The organism is Citrobacter sp. RHB36-C18, from assembly GCF_013814485.1.
GTDB classification, from domain to species: Bacteria; Pseudomonadota; Gammaproteobacteria; order Enterobacterales; family Enterobacteriaceae; genus Citrobacter; species Citrobacter braakii.
Genome location: NZ_CP057125.1, coordinates 3889778 through 3911660 on the forward strand (window position 1 = coordinate 3889778; position 21883 = coordinate 3911660).

Annotated in this window: 18 protein-coding genes; 6 read left to right on the plus strand and 12 right to left on the minus strand. The window is 51.8% G+C overall.

From position 1 onward, the window contains the following. Positions 1-44: 44 nt before the first annotated feature. From bamA to rpsB, 9 genes are all read right to left on the minus strand, one after another. On the minus strand, positions 45-2459 hold the full coding sequence (bamA, locus tag HVZ52_RS18605) for an outer membrane protein assembly factor BamA (RefSeq protein ID WP_016151764.1): 2415 nt from the start codon (positions 2457-2459) through the stop codon (positions 45-47). 29 nt (positions 2460-2488) lie between these two features. After that, a complete protein-coding gene (gene rseP, locus HVZ52_RS18610; RefSeq protein ID WP_016151763.1) occupies positions 2489-3841 on the minus strand; it encodes a sigma E protease regulator RseP in 1353 nt (450 codons plus the stop codon). An 11-nt stretch (positions 3842-3852) separates the two neighbouring features. Beyond that, complete coding sequence (gene cdsA, locus HVZ52_RS18615) at positions 3853-4710, minus strand: phosphatidate cytidylyltransferase (protein WP_047358501.1); 858 nt, start codon at positions 4708-4710, stop codon at positions 3853-3855. Between the two features lie 12 nt (positions 4711-4722). After that, a complete protein-coding gene (ispU, locus tag HVZ52_RS18620) occupies positions 4723-5481 on the minus strand; it encodes a (2E,6E)-farnesyl-diphosphate-specific ditrans,polycis-undecaprenyl-diphosphate synthase (protein WP_003018543.1) in 759 nt (252 codons plus the stop codon). Positions 5482-5793: 312 nt separating this feature from the next. After that, the gene (gene ispC / locus HVZ52_RS18625; protein ID WP_016155727.1) at positions 5794-6990 is read right to left on the minus strand and encodes a 1-deoxy-D-xylulose-5-phosphate reductoisomerase; all 1197 of its coding nucleotides are present in this window, start codon (positions 6988-6990) and stop codon (positions 5794-5796) included. A gap of 218 nt (positions 6991-7208) precedes the next feature. Continuing rightward, a complete protein-coding gene (gene frr / locus HVZ52_RS18630) occupies positions 7209-7766 on the minus strand; it encodes a ribosome recycling factor (protein WP_016151760.1) in 558 nt (185 codons plus the stop codon). A gap of 139 nt (positions 7767-7905) precedes the next feature. Then, positions 7906-8631 carry a UMP kinase gene (gene pyrH, locus HVZ52_RS18635; RefSeq protein ID WP_005132114.1) on the minus strand — a complete coding sequence of 242 codons (726 nt, stop codon included), beginning with the start codon at positions 8629-8631 and terminating at the stop codon, positions 7906-7908. Positions 8632-8776: 145 nt separating this feature from the next. Continuing rightward, a complete protein-coding gene (gene tsf, locus HVZ52_RS18640; protein ID WP_016151759.1) occupies positions 8777-9628 on the minus strand; it encodes a translation elongation factor Ts in 852 nt (283 codons plus the stop codon). A 134-nt stretch (positions 9629-9762) separates the two neighbouring features. Beyond that, positions 9763-10488: a 30S ribosomal protein S2 gene (gene rpsB / locus HVZ52_RS18645; protein ID WP_016151758.1), complete on the minus strand. Its 726-nt coding sequence runs from the start codon at positions 10486-10488 to the stop codon at positions 9763-9765. Between the two features lie 449 nt (positions 10489-10937). Between rpsB and map the strand changes: the two genes are divergently transcribed. From map to HVZ52_RS18665, 4 genes are all read left to right on the plus strand, one after another. Further along, a complete protein-coding gene (gene map / locus HVZ52_RS18650; protein WP_016151757.1) occupies positions 10938-11732 on the plus strand; it encodes a type I methionyl aminopeptidase in 795 nt (264 codons plus the stop codon). 114 nt (positions 11733-11846) lie between these two features. Further along, a complete protein-coding gene (gene glnD, locus HVZ52_RS18655; protein WP_016151756.1) occupies positions 11847-14519 on the plus strand; it encodes a bifunctional uridylyltransferase/uridylyl-removing protein GlnD in 2673 nt (890 codons plus the stop codon). A 31-nt stretch (positions 14520-14550) separates the two neighbouring features. Next, a complete protein-coding gene (gene dapD, locus HVZ52_RS18660) occupies positions 14551-15375 on the plus strand; it encodes a 2,3,4,5-tetrahydropyridine-2,6-dicarboxylate N-succinyltransferase (RefSeq protein ID WP_003829186.1) in 825 nt (274 codons plus the stop codon). 109 nt (positions 15376-15484) lie between these two features. After that, a complete protein-coding gene (locus HVZ52_RS18665) occupies positions 15485-15871 on the plus strand; it encodes a DUF3461 family protein (protein ID WP_003018562.1) in 387 nt (128 codons plus the stop codon). A 42-nt stretch (positions 15872-15913) separates the two neighbouring features. Here the strand turns inward: HVZ52_RS18665 and cdaR are convergent, their stop codons facing one another. The 3 genes from cdaR to dgt form a co-directional block, all read right to left on the minus strand. Then, positions 15914-17071: a DNA-binding transcriptional regulator CdaR gene (gene cdaR, locus HVZ52_RS18670; RefSeq protein WP_016151755.1), complete on the minus strand. Its 1158-nt coding sequence runs from the start codon at positions 17069-17071 to the stop codon at positions 15914-15916. A gap of 148 nt (positions 17072-17219) precedes the next feature. After that, positions 17220-18653: a serine endoprotease DegP gene (degP, locus tag HVZ52_RS18675; RefSeq protein WP_016151754.1), complete on the minus strand. Its 1434-nt coding sequence runs from the start codon at positions 18651-18653 to the stop codon at positions 17220-17222. A 129-nt stretch (positions 18654-18782) separates the two neighbouring features. Further along, complete coding sequence (gene dgt / locus HVZ52_RS18680; RefSeq protein WP_016155724.1) at positions 18783-20300, minus strand: dGTPase; 1518 nt, start codon at positions 20298-20300, stop codon at positions 18783-18785. An 83-nt stretch (positions 20301-20383) separates the two neighbouring features. On the opposite strand from dgt, the gene mtnN reads away from it, so the two are divergent. Together mtnN and btuF are read left to right on the plus strand one after the other, a co-directional pair. Continuing rightward, positions 20384-21082 carry a 5'-methylthioadenosine/S-adenosylhomocysteine nucleosidase gene (gene mtnN / locus HVZ52_RS18685; protein WP_016151752.1) on the plus strand — a complete coding sequence of 233 codons (699 nt, stop codon included), beginning with the start codon at positions 20384-20386 and terminating at the stop codon, positions 21080-21082. After that, positions 21075-21875: a vitamin B12 ABC transporter substrate-binding protein BtuF gene (gene btuF / locus HVZ52_RS18690; RefSeq protein ID WP_016155723.1), complete on the plus strand. Its 801-nt coding sequence runs from the start codon at positions 21075-21077 to the stop codon at positions 21873-21875. Before mtnN ends, btuF begins: the two co-directional genes overlap by 8 nt. Positions 21876-21883: the final 8 nt, after the last annotated feature.

Consider the following 21883-nt stretch of genomic DNA (forward strand, 5'->3'; position numbering starts at 1 on the left):
AAAGTCATCGCTACACTACCACTACATTCCTTTGCGAAGAACAATTACCAGGTTTTACCAATGTTAAACTGGAACTGTTCCGCTTTGTCTCCATCGTACTTCTTGAACGGCTGGGCGTAGGAGAAAACCAACGGCCCCAATGGGGACATCCATTGTAAAGCGATACCCGCTGACATACGGATATTGTTCGGATCGCTGTAGTCCGGATAACCAGAGTACTTAGCTGAATCCCAGTTCGTATCCCAAACGGTACCCATATCCCAGAAGAACGAGGTACGGACCGAGTTGGCATACTTGTCGCTGATAAACGGCGTCGGGGTAATAAATTCCAGGCTGGCGACAGCCATGGCGTTACCGCCCACCGCATCATCCGATTTACACGGTGAAGTATTGGTGGCGTCACATTCGTTATCGTAATCGCTATCGTTGTTATATCGATTAGCCGGTAAATAGACAGCCTTTGGACCGATGGTGTTGGACTGGAAACCACGCACGGTGCTGGAACCACCGGCATAGAAGTTCTCGTAGAACGGCATCTCTTTGCTGCCGATGCCGTCACCATAGCCCCACTTCGTGCGACCCAGAACAACCCATTTGTGATCGTCATCGATCGGCACATAGGTCGCGGTATCCAACGTCGCTTTGTAGTATTCGTTGTCAGAACCCGGAATGGTTACTTTACCGTTCAGGTTGACACGCGTACCTTCCGTTGGGAAGTACCCACGGTCCAGCTTGTTATATGTCCACCCATAGTTGAAGGTGAAATCGTCTGATTTAAAGCTATCAGCGTCAGGATCCTTACCCATTGAAACCAGATAACGTTGCATTGCAACCTGTGGATCCATGTTAGACAAGGAGTTATGCACATAACCCACACCCGCACGTAAGGTGTTGTATTCGTTGATCGGGAAGCCGAGCGTTGCGTCAGTACCATAACTTTTGTTGGTATAGTCGGACAGGTCTGCATCATCCGCTTTAAAGTCATTGTAGAAAACGCGACCACCAAGGCTCACCCCATCAACGGTGAAATATGGGTTGGTGACAGACAACTCAGTATAGGTCTGATAGTCGTTTTTGGTGCCGTTGATCCCGACTGAATAACCGGTACCTAACCAGTTATCTTGCTGAACGCCAGCCTGGAAGCTCACGCCGCTTTCAGTACCGTAACCAACGCCGAAGTTAAAGCTACCGGTGTTACGCTCTTTAACCTTATAGACCACATCAACCTGATCCGGGCTACCCGGTACACGCTGAGTATCGGTATCGACAGTTTCAAAGTAACCCAGACGGTTCAGACGCTCTTTACCCTGATCGACCAGATCGCTACCCAACCAGGCACCTTCCATCTGGCGCATTTCGCGACGCAGAACAGAATCTTTAGAGGTGTCGTTACCTTCAAAACGAATCTTACGCACGTAGAAACGGTTACCTGCATCCACGTTTACGCGTAATTTAACGGTTTTGTCGGCGTCGTTGATTTCAGGTTGCGACTGTACGCGCGGATAGGCATAGCCATAGCGACCCAGAAGCTTCTTGATATCATCTTCCATTTTGGTCACTTTGGTGCCGTTATAGAGTTCGCCTGGCTCGATTTTGGTCAGGGTCTCAATTTCGGCGGAGTGCCCAGCCAGGTTACCGCTCACCTGTACCCCTGAAAGCTTGTATTGATCGCCTTCAGTGATGTTAACGGTAATGTAGATACCTTTTTTATCCGGCGTCAGGCTAACCTGGGTGGAATCGATATTGAAGCGAGCATAACCGCGATCCAGATAGTAACTGCGCAAGGTTTCAAGATCGCCTGCCAGTTTCTGTTTCTGGTATTTACGATCGCCCACCACGTTCCACCACGGCACTTCATCACGCAGTTGGAAGTGAGAGATCAGTTCGTCGGTCGAGAAAGCATGGTTGCCGACGATATTGATCTGTTGGATCTTCGCCGAAACGCCTTCCTGGAAGACCAGCTTGAGGTCAACGCGGTTACGCGGCAACGGCGTTACCACCGCTTTCACACTGGCGCTGTACTTACCGACGCTATAGTAGAAATCTTCCAGCCCCTTTTCGATATCGGCTAGCGTAGTGCGATCCAGAGACTCGCCAACACGCACACCAGAAGCCTCGAGGTTTTGCTTGAGCATGTCATCTTTCACCGATTTGTTACCGGAGAAAGTGATGCTGGCAATCGTCGGACGTTCTTTTACCTGAACCAGAAGGGTATCACCATCGCGCAGGACGCGGACATCCTCAAAGTTACCGGTGGCGAACAGAGCACGAATGGTATTACTGATGTCTTCATCATTAACCGTGTCGCCTGTGCGCACCGGCATACTAAGGAGAGCCGCACCAACGGCGACTCGCTGTAGGCCTTCGAAATGAATGTCCTTCACTACGAACCCTTCAGCACCGTATACGGTGGCGCTGCTAAACAGCAGCGACGCTATGAGCAACTTTTTCATCGCCATCGTTATTATGCGTTCTTCCTAACACTCTCTTACAACCGAGAGAAATCATTGAAAAGTGCAAGCCCCATTAACAACACCAGCAAGATAGAGCCAATGCGATAACTAAAGTCTTGAACCCGCTCGGATACCGGACCGCCCTTCAGCTTTTCAATCGCCAGGAACAGCAGATGCCCCCCGTCAAGAACGGGCAACGGAAACAGGTTGATTATCCCTAAGTTCACGCTGATAAGCGCAAGGAACATCAGGTAATAAATAACCCCGAATTCCGCTGACATCCCAGCCCCCTGGGCGATAGAAATCGGCCCACTGAGGTTGTTCAGTTTTACATCACCGGTAATCAATTTTCCCAGCATACTGACCGTCAGCTTCATCAACTGCCACGTTTTATCCGAGGCTTCGAGGATGGCGCTGAATGGCCCATACTGGCGTACAGTCTTATACTCATCAGGCAGAGGAATAACTTTAGGCACCACGCCCGCAAAACCCTCAGCCTTCCCGTTAACCTGTTTTGAATCTGGGGTTAACGTTAAAGACAAGGAACTTCCTTGTCTTTCAATATCTAGCGCTAACGGCTTATCCGGATTATCGCGCACCAGCGTCACGAACGTCATCCATTGCGTCAGCGGCTGACCATTGACTTTAACGATCCTGTCGCCAGCTTGCAAACCCGCCTTACTTGCAGCGGAGTTTACCTGCACTTCTGACAGCACCGATTCAATCTGCGGACCGCGTGGGCGAATCCCTAAACTGGAAACAGGATCCTCTTTGTCTGGCTCAAATGCCCAATGGCGTAAATCCAGCGTTTTGTCCTGCCGCTGGTTGCTGCCAAACTGCGCCACGCTGAGAGTCGTATGTTCATCGCCAATTTTGGATACCAGTTGTAATCGCACGGCATCCCAATCAGGGGTTTCGATACCATCAACCGCTTTTAGTTCCGTACCCGGCTGAATTTGCGCCTGTGCGGCAATCGAGTTGGGTGTTATTTCACCAACAACCGGACGAACGCCAGGGACACCGATGATAAACACCAGCCAATACGCGAAAATAGCAAAAAGGAAGTTGGCAATCGGACCTGCGGCGATGATGGCTGCGCGTTGTCCAACCGTTTTATTGTTGAAAGCGTAATGGCGCAGCTCCGGTGCGACCGGTTCAGCGCGCTCATCCAGCATTTTGACGTAACCGCCGAGGGGAATCAGGGCGATGACGTATTCCGTACCTGATTTATCGGTACGCCGCCAAAGCGCTTTTCCAAAGCCAATGGAAAAGCGTTCGACGCGGACTCCGCAGCGCCGTGCAACCCAGAAATGACCAAATTCATGCACGGTGATAAGCACACCAAGTGCAACGATGAATGCAGCCAGATTCCAGAGAATACTCAGCATAAGACCATCCGTTAGAGCGTCCTGAATACCAGTAACAACAGGCAGGCAAAGACCGGTACCGCAGCCGTCAGGCTATCAATACGATCCAAAATACCGCCGTGTCCTGGTATTAAGTGACCACTGTCCTTAATACCTGCTTCACGCTTAAACATACTCTCGGTCAGGTCACCCAGCACGGAGGCCAGGGCTGCTACGATGGAGCAAATAAGCAAGGTGACAGGCGCAACCTCAAGATTCGCCCACATGCCATAACCCCATGAGATCACGGCCGCAGTGGCGAGTCCGCCAATAAAACCCTGCCAGGTTTTACCAGGAGAAACCTTCGGCGCCAGCTTATGTTTGCCAAATAGCTTACCAAACATATAGGCACCCGAGTCCGCTCCCCAGACGAGGATCATGACATACAGCAGCCATAACGCGCCACTATAATGATTCTCATCATAGTGCCATACACGTAGCGCCAGCATTCCCCAAAAGAAAGGGACTATGGTTAACACGCCGAAAATTATGCGTAATGTTTTGGAATTACGCCAGACCGACGCAGAGCCGGGATAAAACAGCACCAGTAACAGCGCCACGACCCACCAGCCCAGCGACGCCCACAGCGATACTTCAACCAGCGGCTGATGAATATTGCGATGGTATTCCGGCAACAAAAATAGCATCAGTGCCAGCAATAGCCCGCACAAAACAGCCAGCCAGACTCGCTGCGTACGCGTGGTAAAACCGCTTAACTGTCCCCATTCCCAGGCGGCCAGCATACAGACGGCCAGCGTAACAATGGCGAACCCCACCGGCGGCAGCAAAAACAGCGCCGCGATGACAACGGGTATTAAAACAAAAGCAGAAATCAGGCGATACTTCAGCAAAAGCGACCCCCATCAGGCTTTTTCATCACCGGGCTCGGTGCCGCCGAAACGACGCTCACGATTAGCAAAGGCATGCAGCGCACCTTCAAAGTCTTGTTCATCGAAATCGGGCCAGAGAACATCCGTAAAGTAAAGTTCGGCATAGGCAATTTGCCACAACAGAAAATTACTAATTCGATGCTCTCCCCCAGTCCTTATCACTAAATCCACAGGAGCCAGTTCATGCATACAAATTTGCTGCCCCAGCATCTCTTCATCGATTTGCTCTGGACGCAGCAGACCATCCTGCACCTGTTGTGCCAGTTGTCTGACTCCCTGGACTATATCCCACCGTCCACCGTAATTCGCTGCAATATTTAGCGTCAACCCGGTATTCTGGGCGGTAATCGCTTCTGATTTGCGAATCCGTTCTTGCAAACGTGAGTTAAATCGACTGATATCCCCGATAATACGCAGACGTACGTTATGGCGGTGCAGGTTTTTCACTTCGCTATCAAGCGCCCACACAAACAGCTCCATTAACGCGCTCACTTCCTGCGCAGGTCGGTTCCAGTTCTCACTGCTAAAGGCATACAGCGTTAACGCATCAATACCGTTATTGGCAGCAAAAGAGACAGCCCGGCGGACGGACTTTGCTCCGGCCTTATGTCCAAAGGCGCGAATCTTCCCTTGCTTTTTCGCCCAGCGGCCATTGCCATCCATGATAATTGCTACATGGCGACAACCATGTGCTGGCAAATTTTCGCTTAATGGTTTAGTTGCAGACAACATAACGCGTTTTTAGTCCCTGAAAGGATTATACGGTACTCAGGAATACTGAAGCCTTTTGCGCTTCATCCTTCAGGCTGCTCCTTCGTCGGCTGTGATTTTCGCCCAAGTCACATACTCTTTGTATGCTCCAGGGGACTCATCCACTTGCCACCTTGATGCAACCTGAATGATTTTGTGCATCCACAAAAAAGCCGTGTCAAACCACGGCTTACCCGACCGAAAAAAAACAAATACCCGCGATCGAGTGGCGCAGACTATATCACTGAAGCCCAACGCTAACAAATAGCGCGATTCTCCGAGGAGGGATTATCATCAGCTTGAGCGTCGCATCACTTCTTTTCTGGCGACTTCCCGCGCGATAGCATCAACCTTCAGCACGTCATCAACGCTCTGTGGCTCCTGCAAATCCATCTTATCCAGCACGGATAAATTCAGGTCAGCAATATCGGTAAATCGGATCTGCTGCGCCAGAAATGCGGCAACGGTAATTTCATTCGCTGCGTTCAAAGCGGTCGTCGCCGCCTGCCCTTGCTCAAACGCGTCCATCGCCAGTTTCAGGCATGGATAACGCTGGTAATCAGGTGCGGAAAACGTCAACGCGCTGAGCTTGCAAAAGTCGACAGGCTTGACGCCGGACGTCACTCGTTCTGGCCATGCCATCGTATGAGCAATAGGTGTACGCATATCAGGTTCCCCCAACTGCGCCAGAACGCTACCATCCTGATAACGCACCATCGAATGAATAACCGACTGCGGGTGAATCAGCACTTCCATCTGGCTTGCATTGGCATTAAATAACCAACGCGCTTCAATGTATTCCAGACCTTTATTCATCATGGTGGCTGAATCGACAGAGATTTTTCGTCCCATCGACCAATTCGGATGACGACATGCTTGATCGGGGGTCATAGAAACCAGATCGCGCAATGCCGTTTCACGGAAAGGGCCACCAGACCCGGTAAGCAAAACTGATATGACGCCATTTTGCTCAAGGTCAGCGTATCCCAGATTGTGTTGGATAGGTTGCGGTAAACTCTGAAAAATCGCGTTATGTTCGCTATCTACCGGCAAAAGCTGTGCTTTGTGGCGTTGCACGTCGTCCATAAACAGACGCCCGCAGGTCACCAGTGACTCTTTATTCGCCAGCAAAATGCTTTTGCCCGCGCGGATTGCCGCCAGCGTCGGTAGCAAGCCCGCCGCGCCGACAATCGCCGCCATAACCTGATCAACATCATCCAGCGCAGCCATATCACAGGCAGCCTGCTGCCCGCTCATAACCTCAGTACGACTGCCCTGCTCCAGCAGAGCTGCTTTTACCAACGCAGCGCTTTTTTCATCGTCCATTACCGCATAGCGAGGAGAAAATTCCAGACATTGCTCAACCATACGGACGACATTTTTACCCGCCACCAACGCAGCAACGCGAAATTTTTCCGGGTTATGGCGTACTACATCCAGCGTACTGCAACCAATGGAACCGGTTGATCCCAGGATGGTTAATTGCTTCATCAGACATCCAGAAGAATTTTACTCGTCATATTTCAAGTTGCATGTACGTTGGCTCTCCTCGTTCACCCCTGTCACGCACAGGTGTACGCTCCCGGGGATGCCCTGCGTCGCCGCCTTCCTGCAACTCGAATATTTAGAGTATATAGACAGAAAAAAGCAAAACGCCGCCATCCAGCCTTCTCAGGCCTTCTAAGCGGCGTTTTTAGCGTACAGGCGAATCAGAACTGCATCAGTTCCGTTTCTTTCTCTGCCAGCGCCGCATCAACTTTCTTGATAGCTGCGTCAGTCAGTTTCTGTACGTCGTCCTGAGAACGGCGATCGTCATCTTCGCTGATCTCTTTTTCTTTCAACAACGCTTTCACTTTGTCGTTGGCATCGCGGCGTACGTTACGTACGGCAACGCGCGCGCCTTCAGCTTCGCCACGCACGATCTTGGTCAGATCTTTACGACGTTCTTCAGTCAGCGGCGGCAGCGGAACGCGGATGTCGGAACCCGCAGAGCTTGGATTCAGACCGAGGTCGGAAGCCATAATTGCTTTCTCAACGGCTGGCCCCATAGAACGGTCGAACACGTTGATTTTCAGGGTACGGGAATCTTCAACCGTTACGCTTGCCAGCTGGCGCAGCGGGGTCGGTGTGCCGTAATATTCCACGACAATACCATCCAGCAGGCTAGGAGAAGCACGGCCCGTGCGAATTTTGCTGATTTGGTTTTTGAACGCTTCGACGCATTTGTCCATGCGTACTTCAGCATCTTTTCTGATATCGTTGATCACGTTACGAATCCTTGAAAGCTTGTTTCAGTCAGACCATACCCACCACGCAAGATGTGACAAGTATAGTCTTGATTAATTTTGAGGGACGTATCCCGCGACATTAAAGCGGAATATTACCTGCATTTAGCCGCAACGGGAATTATTCCGTGATTAACGTGCCTTCTTTTTCACCCATAACAACACGGCGCAGCGCACCCGGTTTGTTCATGTTAAAGACACGAATCGGTAATTTGTGGTCACGAGCCAGCGTAAACGCCGCAAGATCCATCACTTTCAGCTCTTTATCCAGAACTTCAGCATAGGTCAACTGTTCGTACATAGTCGCCGTTGGATCTTTAGCCGGGTCAGCCGTAAATACGCCATCGACTTTGGTGGCTTTCAGTACCACATCCGCTTCAATTTCAATACCACGCAGGCAAGCCGCAGAGTCGGTAGTGAAGAACGGATTGCCAGTACCCGCAGACAAAATAACAACGCGGTTGTTACGCAGCAGGCTGATTGCTTCCGCCCAGCTGTAGTTATCACACACGCCATTCAGAGGAATTGCGGACATCAAGCGAGCGTTCACATAGGCGCGGTGAAGCGCATCGCGCATCGCCAGACCGTTCATGACGGTGGCTAACATGCCCATGTGGTCGCCCACAACGCGGTTCATCCCTGCTTTCGCCAGACCAGCGCCACGGAACAGGTTACCACCACCAATCACTACGCCAACCTGGATACCCAGCTCAACCAGCTCTTTGATTTCCTGAGCCATACGGTCAAGGATGCTTGCATCAATACCGAAGCCTTCTGAACCTTGCAGAGCTTCGCCACTTAACTTAAGCAGAATACGTTTGTAGACGGGTTTTGCATTGGTAGCCATGTTTCTTTCCTGAGACTGTCAACGAATGAGATGAATTAATTCCGGCGACATTGTATGTCGCTTTTCAGCATGACCACTATAGCGGTTCGCTGAATTTACAAGCCAGACACAAAAAGAAGCCGCCCTCAGGCGGCTCCTTTAAAAATTAAGACTGCTTGGACATCGCAGCAACTTCTGCTGCAAAGTCAGTCTCAACTTTCTCGATACCTTCACCCACTTCAAAGCGGATGAAGCCTGTTACATCAGCGTTGTGCTCTTTCAGCAGTTGACCAACAGATTTGCTCGGATCCATAACGAAAGGCTGACCAGTCAGAGAAACTTCGCCGGTGAATTTCTTCATACGGCCTTCAACCATTTTCTCTGCGATTTCTTTCGGCTTACCAGACTGCATCGCGATGTCCAGTTGAACCTGGTATTCTTTCTCTACCACTTCAGCAGAAACGTCTTCCGGCTTAACGAATTCTGGTTTGCTTGCAGCAACGTGCATTGCCAGCTGTTTAACCAGCTCTTCGTCAGCGCCAGTTGCAGCAACCAGAACACCGATACGAGCACCGTGCTGGTAGTTACCCAGAACTTCGCCTTCCAGGGAAGCAACGCGACGGATGTTGATGTTCTCACCGATTTTAGCAACCAGAGCAACACGTTCTTCTTCGAACTGCGCTTTCAGAACTTCAACGTCAGTGATTTTGCCAGCAACGGCAGCGTCCAGTACTTTGTCAGCAAATGCCTGGAAACCAGCATCTTTAGCAACGAAGTCAGTCTGGCAGTTAACTTCCAGAATGAAAGCGATGTTGCCGTCGATTTTGGTTTTGATTACGCCGTCAGCAGCAACGTTGCCTGCTTTTTTCGCCGCTTTGATTGCGCCGGACTTACGCATGTTTTCGATTGCCAGCTCGATGTCGCCATTAGCTTCAGTCAGTGCTTTTTTGCAATCCATCATGCCTGCGCCAGTACGCTCACGCAGCTCTTTTACCAGGGATGCGGTAATTTCAGCCATTCTAAAATCCTCGGAAGATTTGATCTGCCCGGCATGAAACCGCACAGATTTAAAAGTGAAAAAGGGGCCTAAAGGGCCCCTAACCAAACGTGATACTACCTGGTTTATAAGGGGGCTCGAACGAGCGTGCCTTATTATTCAGCTTCTACGAAGCTTTCTTCCGCCTGGGAAGCCAGATCCTGAGAACGGCCTTCACGAACGGTAGTAGCTACAGCGCCCAGGTACAGGGTCACAGCACGGATTGCGTCGTCGTTACCCGGGATAACGAAGTCAACACCGTCCGGATCAGAGTTGGTATCAACGATAGCAAATACTGGGATACCCAGGTTGTTTGCTTCTTTGATAGCAATGTGCTCGTGGTCAGCATCGATTACGAACAGAGCGTCCGGCAGACCGCCCATGTCTTTGATACCGCCCAGGCTGTTTTCCAGTTTCTCAAGCTCACGAGTACGCATCAGCGCTTCTTTCTTGGTCAGCTTTTCGAAAGTACCGTCCTGAGACTGAGTTTCCAGATCTTTCAGACGTTTGATGGACTGACGAACGGTTTTCCAGTTAGTCAGCATGCCGCCCAACCAGCGATGGTTCACGAAGAACTGGTCGCAGTTGTTAGCAGCTTCTTTCACCGCTTCGCTTGCAGCGCGTTTAGTACCAACGAAAAGGATTTTACCTTTACGAGCAGAGATCTTGTTCAGTTCAGCCAGAGCTTCGTTGAACATCGGTACAGTTTTCTCAAGGTTGATGATGTGAACTTTGTTACGCGCACCGAAGATGAACGGCTTCATTTTCGGGTTCCAGTAACGGGTCTGGTGACCGAAGTGAACACCAGCCTTGAGCATGTCGCGCATGGAAACAGTTGCCATGATTAAAACCTCTATATATAAAAGTTGGGGTTAAGCCTCCACGCATCCCATATTACCGACCCCAAAGGGCACCCCGGAATATGTGCCGATACGTGTGTGTTGTTACACAAAGTGAGATTTGTCGCTCCCGTCCATCGTGTGTAGTCTTCAAATGGATCGGAAGTCCGGCGCGCTTTATACCACAAATACGCTACCGACACCAATAATTGTTGGCGGTGCGTGCTGAATGAACGATGAATTTCGTGTTACAGGGAGGCCGCCAATTTTTGCATCTCCGGGAGCCTACATGCAGTAAGCGGCTGGAGTGAACAAATACAGCCAACACACCTGTGGCACGAAAGGCGAAGTTCAGAATGATTCTCAATTTGGCAGCATGTATGCCGGACTGATACCATTAGCACCACTTAAACAATTATTGCCGATATCATCGGCACTGATGGACAGAATTCATGGCTATCTCAATCAAGACCCCTGAAGAAATCGAAAAAATGCGCGTCGCTGGCCGTCTGGCCGCCGATGTACTGGAAATGATCGAACCGTTTGTTAAGCCAGGCGTCAGCACCGGCGAACTGGATCGCATCTGTAATGACTACATCGTGAATGAGCAGCAGGCCATTTCCGCCTGCCTGGGCTATCACGGTTATCCGAAGTCCGTGTGCATCTCTATTAATGAAGTGGTGTGCCATGGGATCCCGGACGACGCCAAGCTCCTGAAAGACGGCGATATCGTCAACATCGACGTAACCGTGATTAAAGACGAGTTCCACGGTGATACCTCGAAAATGTTCATCGTCGGCAAACCAACCATTCTGGGCGAGCGTTTGTGCCGCGTCACGCAGGAAAGCCTGTATCTGGCGCTGCGGATGGTAAAACCGGGTATTCGCCTGCGCACGCTGGGCGCTGCGATTCAAAAATACGCGGAAGGCGAAGGCTTCTCTGTGGTCCGTGAATATTGCGGTCACGGCATCGGTCGCGGCTTCCATGAAGAGCCGCAGGTTCTGCACTACGATGCAGACGACGGCGGTGTGGTACTGCAGCCGGGCATGACCTTCACCGTAGAGCCCATGCTGAATGCCGGTGATTACCGCATCCGCACCATGAAAGACGGATGGACGGTGAAAACTAAAGATCGGAGCTTGTCTGCTCAGTACGAGCATACTATTGTGGTGACGGAAAAAGGCTGTGAAATTCTGACATTACGCAAGGATGACACCATCCCGGCGATCATCACACACGACGAATAATGTTTTGCCTGATGGCGATGCGCCCGCATCTTATCAGGCCTACAAATTGTACTACTTCGTAGGCCGGGTAAGGCGTTCACGCCGTCATCCGGCTTTTTTAATGGGTGGCGCATAATGAATACTCTTCCTGAACAACACGCAAATACTGCCCTCCCCACCCTGCCAGGCCAACCGCAGAACCCCGGAACCTGGCCGCAGCACGATCTCAATTGCCCCGGCATTAAAGCGCATATCGACACTTTCCAGCACTGGTTAGGTGACGCGTTTGACAGCGGGATTTCCGCAGAACAGCTGATTGAAGCCCGCACCGAGTTTATTGACCAGTTACTGCAACGTCTGTGGATTGAAGCCGGTTTCGGTCAAATTGCCGACCTGGCGCTGGTTGCCGTTGGCGGTTACGGGCGCGGCGAACTGCATCCGCTTTCCGATATTGACCTGCTGATCCTGAGTCGTAAAAAGCTACCAGACGCGCAGGCCGAAAAAGTTGGCGAACTGTTAACGCTGCTATGGGACGTGAGGCTCGAGGTTGGGCACAGCGTGCGCACGCTGGAAGAGTGTCTGCTGGAAGGATTGTCAGATTTAACCGTCGCTACCAACCTGATTGAAACACGCCTGCTGATTGGTGATGTGGCGCTGTTTCTTGAGCTACAAAAGCATATTTTTAGCGAAGGTTTCTGGCCGTCCGATAAGTTTTACGCAGCCAAAGTTGAAGAGCAGAATCAGCGCCACCAGCGCTATCACGGCACCAGCTATAACCTGGAGCCGGATATCAAAAGTAGCCCCGGCGGCCTGCGCGATATTCATACCCTGCAATGGGTGGCCCGCCGCCATTTTGGCGCCACCTCACTGGATGAAATGGTCGGTTTCGGCTTTTTGACGCAGGCAGAACGTGCCGAGCTGAATGAATGTTTGCATATCCTGTGGCGCATTCGCTTTGCCCTGCATCTGGTCGTTAGTCGTTACGACAACCGTCTGCTGTTTGATCGTCAGCTCAGCGTGGCGCAACGCCTGAACTACGGCGGTGAAGGCAACGAGCCTATCGAGCGGATGATGAAAGACTATTTCCGCGTCACACGACGGGTCAGCGAACTGAACCACATGCTGTTGCAACTGTTCGACGAGGCGATCCTCGCCCTGCCCGCCGATGAAAAACCACGTCCGATTGATGACGACTTTCAACTGCGCGGCACGTTGATTGATCTGCGCGACGACGACCTGTTTATTCGCAAACCCGAAGCGATATTGCGGATGTTTTACATCATGGTGCGTAATAGCGCGATCAGCGGAATTTACTCCACTACGCTGCGCCATTTGCGTCATGCCCGCCGTCATTTAACGCAGCCGCTGTGCTACATCCCGGAAGCGCGTTCGCTGTTTCTCAGTATGTTGCGCCATCCGGGCGCGGTGAGTCGCGGCCTGCTGCCTATGCATCGCCACAGCGTGTTGTGGGCCTATATGCCGCAATGGTCGCATATTGTCGGCCAAATGCAGTTTGACCTGTTTCATGCATATACGGTGGATGAACACACTATTCGCGTAATGCTTAAGCTGGAAAGTTTTGCTAACGAAGAGACCCGTCAGCGCCATCCGCTGTGCGTGGATCTGTGGCCGCGTCTGCGACAGCCGGAGCTGATTCTGATTGCCGCGCTGTTCCACGATATCGCCAAAGGTCGCGGCGGCGATCACTCGGTTCTCGGCGCCCAGGATGTGCTCAAATTCGCCGAACTGCACGGTCTGAACTCCCGCGAAACGCAACTGATCGTGTGGCTGGTGCGCCAGCATTTGCTGATGTCGGTTACCGCTCAGCGCCGCGATATTCAGGATCCCGAAGTCATTAAGCAATTCGCCGAAGAGGTGCAAACGGAACATCGTCTGCGCTTTTTGGTGTGCCTGACCGTCGCAGATATTTGCGCCACCAACGAAACGCTGTGGAATAGCTGGAAGCAAAGCTTGCTGCGCGAGCTGTACTTCGCGACGGAAAAACAGTTACGCCGCGGGATGCAAAACACGCCGGATATGCGTGAGCGCGTACGTCATCATCAGCTTCAGGCGCTGGCGCTACTGCGCATGGACAACATTGATGAAGAAGCGCTACACCATATCTGGTCGCGCTGTCGCGCCAACTATTTTGTACGTCACAGCCCAAATCAGTTGGCCTGGCATGCGCGTCATCTGCTGCAACACGATCTCAGCAAGCCGCTGATCCTGCTCAGCCCGCAGGCTACGCGAGGCGGGACGGAAATTTTCATCTGGAGCCCTGACCGCCCTTACCTGTTTGCTGCCGTCTGCGCCGAACTGGACAGGCGCAACCTTAGCGTCCACGATGCGCAGATTTTCACCACCCGCGATGGGATGGCGATGGATACGTTCATTGTGCTGGAACCAGACGGTAGCCCGCTGTCGTCAGACCGACACGAAGCGATCCGTTTTGGGCTGGAACAGGCGATCACCCAGCGTAGCTGGCAGCCGCCGCAACCGCGTCGCCAGCCGGCAAAATTACGTCACTTTACCGTCGATACCGAGGTCACTTTTCTGCCGACCCATACCGACCGAAAATCATTTCTTGAGCTTATCGCTCTCGACCAGCCAGGACTGCTGGCGCGGGTCGGGCAGATTTTTGCCGATCTGGGAATTTCGCTGCATGGCGCCCGAATTACAACTATTGGCGAGCGAGTAGAAGATTTATTCATAATCGCCACCGCCGACCGGCGCGCCCTTAATAATGAGCTGCAGCAGGAAGTGCATCAACGGTTGACAGAGGCCCTCAATCCAAACGATAAAGGGTAATGTTTTTATTTATTATGGAAAGAGTTTAACAATGCAGCAGTTACAGAACGTTATTGAGTCCGCTTTCGAGCGCCGTGCCGACATTACTCCGGCAAATGTAGATACCGTAACCCGCGAAGCGGTGAATCAGGTTATTTCTTTACTGGATTCCGGTGCACTGCGCGTCGCAGAAAAGATTGAGGGTCAGTGGGTCACGCATCAGTGGCTGAAAAAGGCGGTCCTGCTCTCTTTCCGTATTAACGATAATCAGGTTATCGAAGGTGCGGAAAGCCGTTACTTCGATAAAGTGCCGATGAAATTCGCCAACTACGACGAAGCGCGCTTCCAGAAAGAAGGTTTCCGCGTGGTTCCGCCTGCGGCAGTGCGTCAGGGCGCGTTTATCGCCCGTAACACCGTGCTGATGCCGTCTTACGTGAACATCGGCGCTTATGTTGATGAAGGTACGATGGTTGATACCTGGGCGACCGTGGGTTCCTGTGCGCAAATCGGTAAGAATGTACACCTGTCCGGTGGCGTTGGTATTGGTGGCGTACTGGAACCGTTGCAGGCTAACCCGACCATCATCGAAGACAACTGCTTCATCGGCGCGCGCTCTGAAGTGGTTGAAGGCGTGATCGTCGAAGAAGGCTCCGTCATCTCTATGGGTGTGTATATCGGCCAGAGCACCCGTATTTACGATCGCGAAACCGGCGAAGTGCATTACGGCCGCGTTCCGGCGGGCTCCGTGGTCGTCTCCGGCAACCTGCCGTCGAAAGATGGCAAATACAGCCTGTACTGTGCGGTGATTGTGAAGAAAGTCGATGCCAAAACGCGTGGCAAAGTGGGAATCAACGAACTGTTACGCACCATCGACTAACAGCGATTTGAAAAAGCGGGCTTAGCCCGCTTTTTTTACATCTGCGAGTGGCATAAACAAGGCTTTTCGTTAATTATTCAATGGTTATAGTGAGCTTAAGGGTACCGCTATGTATGACAATCTGAAAAGTCTGGGCATTACTAATCCTGAAGAGATCGATCGTTACAGTCTGCGGCAAGAAGCCAACAACGATATCCTGAAAATCTATTTCCAGAAGGATAAAGGCGAGTTTTTTGCCAAGAGCGTGAAGTTCAAATATCCCCGTCAGCGTAAAACGGTTGTCGCCGATGGCGTCGGCCAGGGTTACAAAGAAGTGCAGGAGATCAGTCCCAACCTGCGCTACGTGATCGACGAACTGGATCAGATCTGCCAGCGAGATCGCAGCGAAGTCGATCTTAAACGCAAGATCCTCGATGATTTACGTCATCTGGAAAGCGTCGTGACCAACAAGATCAGCGAGATTGAAGCCGATCTGGAAAAGCTAACGCGCAAATAAGTTGATTGTTGCCTGATAGCGCTACGCTTATCAGGCAATTAATCAATGCTGCTCATCCAGTTGCAACGCCACATACAGCAGCAGTCGATCGTCAAAATTCCCCAGATCCAGCCCGGTCAGCTCTGAAATACGGTTCAGGCGATACTCCAGCGTATTGCGGTGAATAAACAATGCTTTTGAGGTCGCCAGCGGCTGAACGTTATGTCGAAACCATGCCGATAATGTTCGACGCAGCAAACCGTTGTTATCCATCGCTTTCAGCCTTACCAGCGGGCGCGCCAGCTCATTGGCCTGCCAGCCGCCGCGCAGGCTGTCCAGCAGCACCGGCAGCATCAAGTCCTGATAGAAATAGCTCCGGCTTTCCGGCATCCGCTGCTTGCCGACCATCATGGTGGTGCGCGCCGTACGATACGAACGGGCAATGCTGCCGGGCCCGGTAAAATAGTTGCCCAGCGACACGCGAAAACGCAGTTGTCCATTCTCTTTCATGCGGGCAATCAGTTGCTCAACGCGCTTGCGATGATCTTCAGCGTCCCAGCGGCCAAACTGATTGAGCGCTGGTTTCAGCACCACCATCTCGGTCAGAGAAACAATCGCAATCAGATTATTACGTTCGGGTGTAGTCAACGCGTTCTGCAATTGCTGTAGCTCCGCCATCGCACTATCAACGCCAAGCTGACCGCTGTCGACCTCCACTACCGCCACCACGCGCGGCTGGTTCAAATCAATGCCCAATCGCTGTGCCCATTCCATCAGCGCCGGGGTATTCTCTTCAGCCTGAATCAGGTTCATCACCAGCTCTTCACGCAGACGGCTATCCTGCGCTAACAGATGCATCAGACGCGACTGTTCCAGCATCATTTCGGCGGTCATGCACACCAGTTCGCCATACTTGCGCAGATGTTCCGGCTCGCCAGTAAGACCGATAACGCCAACGATTTCGCCTTCCAGACGCAGCGGCAGGTTTATCCCCTGACGCACGCCGTGTAAATGCCGGGCTACCGCATCGTCAATATCGACCACCCGACCTTGTGAAAGCACCAGCAGCGCGCCTTCGTGCAATTCACCAATTCGTTCGCGATCGCCGCTGCCAATGATCCGCCCGCGGGCATCCATTACGTTGATATTGGTATCAATGATGCGCATGGTTCGCGCTACGATATCCTGCGCCATTTTGGTATCAAGATGCCAGCCAGCCATAAACCCCTCCTGTGAGCAGAGCTCAAGCATAGGGAAGATAATAAGCGGCGGCATTGTGCAACTGCACAAAGCGAGAGGGAGAAGTATGGAGTTGTGGGAAGTATCACAAAAAGAAACCCCTTCCTGTGCAGGAAGGGGTTTAGGGAGATTACTGCATCAACAGATAGATGGAGCTGTCACCACGCTGAATGTTCAGCGCCAGTACAGCTGGTTTGCTGTCGAGGATTTTGCGCAGTTCGGCGATATTTTTCACCGGCTGCTGGTTCGCACCGATAATCACATCCCCTTTCTTCAGGCCAATCCGTGCAGCCGGAGAATTCGCTTTCACCTCGCTGACCACGACCCCTTTGTCCTGGCCTTTGTTGCTCATATCAGCCCCTTCAATGCCTTTGAAGATAGAGCTGGAATCAACCTGAGTCTGGCTGCTCTGCTGCAGTTCCAGATTCACAGTGACCGGCTTACCGTCACGCAACAGGCCAAGGTTAATTTTGCTGCCTACCGGCATCGTACCCACCTGCGCACGCAGGGCGGCGAAGCTGCTGATCGGTTTACCGTTCAGGGAGGTAATCACATCCCCGGCTTTAATACCAGCTTTCGCTGCGGAAGAGTTCGGCATCACCTGGCTGACAAATGCGCCACGCTGAGCATCAACTTTCATCGCTTTCGCCAGCTCAGAGCTCAGCTCGGTACCCATAATACCCAGCTCACCGCGTTTAACCTGACCAAACTCAACCATCTGTGACGTCAGGTTTTTCACCATGTTGCTCGGGATTGCAAAGCCGATACCGATGTTACCGCCGTCCGGCGCAAGGATCGCGGTGTTAATACCGATCAGCTCACCGTTCAGGTTAACCAGTGCGCCACCGGAGTTACCCCGGTTGATCGCGGCATCCGTCTGAATAAAGTTTTCGTAGTTTTCCGCGTTCAGGCCGCTACGGCCCAGCGCAGAAACAATACCGGAGGTCACGGTCTCACCGAGGCCAAACGGGTTACCAATTGCTACGGTGTAATCACCCACACGCAGCGCGTCGGAATCAGCCAGCTTAATCGCCGTCAGGTTTTTCGGATCCTGAATTTGGATCAGCGCGATATCGGATCGCGGATCTTTACCCACGATCTTCGCATCAAATTTACGGCCATCGCTCAACTGAACCTTAATCACCGTGGCGTTATCCACCACGTGGTTGTTGGTCACGACATACCCTTTCGCGGCATCAATAATTACGCCGGAACCCAGCGCCATAAATTTCTGCTGCTGGCCGCCGCCGTTGTCAGCGCCCGGCGCGCCGCCCTGGCAGAACGGTGAACTCTGGAACGGTGAACCGTCCTGGCAGAATGGTGAATTATCACCGAAGAACTGCTGGAAATTACGCGGCATACGCGGCGTATTTACCGTCGTGCTCCCCTCGACGTTAATACTTACCACCGATGGCATCACTTTTTCGAGCATCGGGGCCAGGCTTGGCATCTGTTGGGCGGTCATTGCTGAAGACGACGTCTCAGCCGCTGTGGCAGACAGGGGGGACAACGCCAAACCTAAACTCAGAGCCAGTGCACTCATTGCTAATGTGGTTTTTTTCATGTGTTTCGTTCTCGATTAACAGGTAACGCAAAATTGCTGTATACGTCAGAGTCGTTTTATAGCGCTAAGTTCCAGAATTGAGTTTAAGGAAAAAGTAAAATTTTATTGGCCGTCTTTACAAATGAGTATTTATTGTTCTACGGCCATCAAGCGACGATATTCATCCCAGGCATACAGATCGGTCATCCCGCTGATATAATCCTGAATCAGCCGGCAGCGATAATAATATTCCATTACCGAAAACTCAGCGCAACCCGTTGATATTTTACTAACCGCCTCGACATAAGCAAGGCGATGGCGAGTAGACAACTTCTGAAATAATCGTGATTCGATAGGAAAACGTTTAACTCTTTCATTGTCGACCAGCTCAGTAAAATCTGACTGGGACATTTTTAATAAAGGCTGATAGATCTCCAGCAACCCGCTGATCACCCGATACCCCTGCAATTCCAACTGCTCAACGTCCGGATGACTAAATACGTGTTTTACCGCCACATTTTTATAGACCCCCAGCAACTGACTAAAGCTACTGGCATCTTCTAACAGCGCGTGATTAAAGCTGCCGTCAAAAACCTGCGGTAAATTATCAATAAACCGCTGGGCTGCATACGGCACCAGTTTATTCAGCGTATTGACGCGTAAATACATAAAGAACTGATCTTCCGTGCTCCGGCTTAATGTATTTGAACGTGATTTCTCCCAGGCATTCTCAACAACCTGACTAAACAGGGAACCTTTTTCGTGATGCCCCCACGCCTCATGCAGATGGTGATAAAGTTGTTCGACACTAAAGATTCTTTTCTCAACGGCATCTTCCAGGTCGGCCACGCAATAAGAGATATCATCGGCAGCTTCCATTATCCAGGTTAAAGGAAAGCGACTGTAGGGCGCTAATGATAATTCTTTACGTAACCGTTCAATATACGGTTCTTCAGAAAGGTAATAGCCCGGCTTCTTCATTAAATAGTCATGCGTCGTAGGCGTACTTCCGCGCCACCACGCCGGACGGGTATATTTTAAAATACCACCAACCTGAGCCCAGGTAAGATTCATACGCATCAAAGTATGCACCAGACGAATCCCCTGGGCATTACCTTCAAAATGGCACAGGTCCTGGCGCACCTTACGGCGAATATCATTCAGCGACTCTTCGCCTTCGCGCAAACGTAACGCCGCCACCAGGCAGCGGTCATCGCTGAGGGGCTGACTTTCCGCGTCGGCGGGATACAGCCGCTGGCGGAACCAGTCATTAATCGCCGCTTCACCAAAATGACCAAACGGCGGATTGCCAATGTCATGCATCAGGCACGACATTTCGACAATACTCTCAAACGGTCCCGTCAGTTCATCCAGACCATACTGCTCCAGCAGTTTTAGTTCTTTCAGTCGGCTGAGGATCTCTTTAGCGATATAGCGCCCAACTTGCTGAACTTCCATCGAGTGCGTCAGGCGCGTGCGCACCGCCGCGTTACGCTCCAGCGGAAAAACCTGGGTTTTTTGTTGCAGTCGGCGAATAGCCGGAGAATTGATAATACGTCCACGATCGCTTTCGAAAATACGCAGGATCTCATGCTCCGTCTTCACGCCCTGCGGCGAACGGTAACGACGATGCCAGTTTATTTTTTTTCGAAAATCGATCTGTACCATATCCTCTCCCGCCTGAGAAATGCGCTACCCCTTAAGCGCATGATAGACTATGCCCTCAAATCTGGCTTATCGCGAGTAAATCTATGAAAATCGGCATCATTGGTGCAATGGAAGAAGAAGTTACGCTGCTGCGTGACAAAATCGAAAACCGTCAGACCCTCTCTCTCGGCGGTTGTGAAATTTACACCGGCCAACTGAACGGTACAGAGGTTGCGCTACTGAAATCAGGTATCGGTAAAGTGGCGGCGGCGCTGGGCGCTACGCTGCTGCTTGAACGCTGCAAGCCGGATGCCATCATTAACACCGGTTCCGCGGGCGGCCTGGCCTCTACGCTGAAAGTCGGCGATATTGTGGTTTCTGACGAAGCGCGCTATCACGATGCCGACGTCACCGCCTTTGGCTATGAATTTGGTCAGTTACCGGGCTGCCCGGCTGGTTTTAAAGCCGATCCTGCGCTGATTGCTGCAGCAGAATCCTGCATTGCGCAACTCAATCTGAACGCCGTTCGCGGACTTATCGTCAGCGGCGATGCCTTCATTAATGGCTCCGTGGGTCTGGCTAAAATTAAGCATAACTTCCCGCAGGCCATTGCCGTTGAGATGGAAGCGACCGCGATTGCGCACGTTTGCCATAACTTCAATGTGCCGTTTGTCGTGGTTCGCGCCATCTCTGACGTCGCCGATCAGCAGTCCCATCTCAGCTTTGACGAGTTCCTGGTTGTTGCCGCGAAACAGTCAAGCCTGATGGTTGAAACGCTGGTACAGAAACTGGCGCATGGCTAAATTACTCTCCAGGGCGCTGGTCGCCCTGCTATTCACTCTTCCGGCGTTCCTGTACGCCGCACCGCGTGTTGTGACGCTTTCTCCTGCCAATACCGAACTCGCCTTTGCCGCCGGCATTACACCCGTAGGCGTCAGTAGCTACTCAAACTACCCGCCAGCGGCCAAAAATATCGAGGAGGTTTCCACCTGGCAAGGTATGAACCTTGAACGCATTGTGGCGCTTAAACCGGATTTAGTCGTCGCCTGGCGCGGGGGAAATGCTGAGCGGCAGGTGAATCAACTGACCGCCCTGGGAATTAAGGTCATCTGGGTGGACGCCGTTACCATCGAGCAGGTCGCCGATGCGCTCCGCCAGCTGGCAGCGTGGAGCCCAAAACCTGAGCAGGCCAAACAGGCGGCGCAAACCATGCTTGATGACTATGCTTTACTAAAATCTCGGTATGCCAACAAACCGAAAAAACGCGTGTTTCTCCAGTTTGGCGCAAATCCTCTGTTTACCAGTGGAAAAGGCTCCATTCAGCACGAAGTTCTTGAGGTATGCGGTGGAGAAAACATCTTTGCCGGCAGTCGGGTCCCCTGGCCGCAGGTTAGCCGTGAGCAGGTCCTGGCACGAGCGCCCCAGGCTATTGTTGCAACCGGAGGGCCAGGCGAAACTCTGAAAATTGAACAATACTGGGGAAACCAGCTAAAAATACCCATTATTACACTTAATAGTGACTGGTTCGAACGCGCGAGCCCGCGTATTATCCTCGCCGCAAAACAACTCTGTAATGCGCTTTCACAGATAAATTAGCGCCTGCC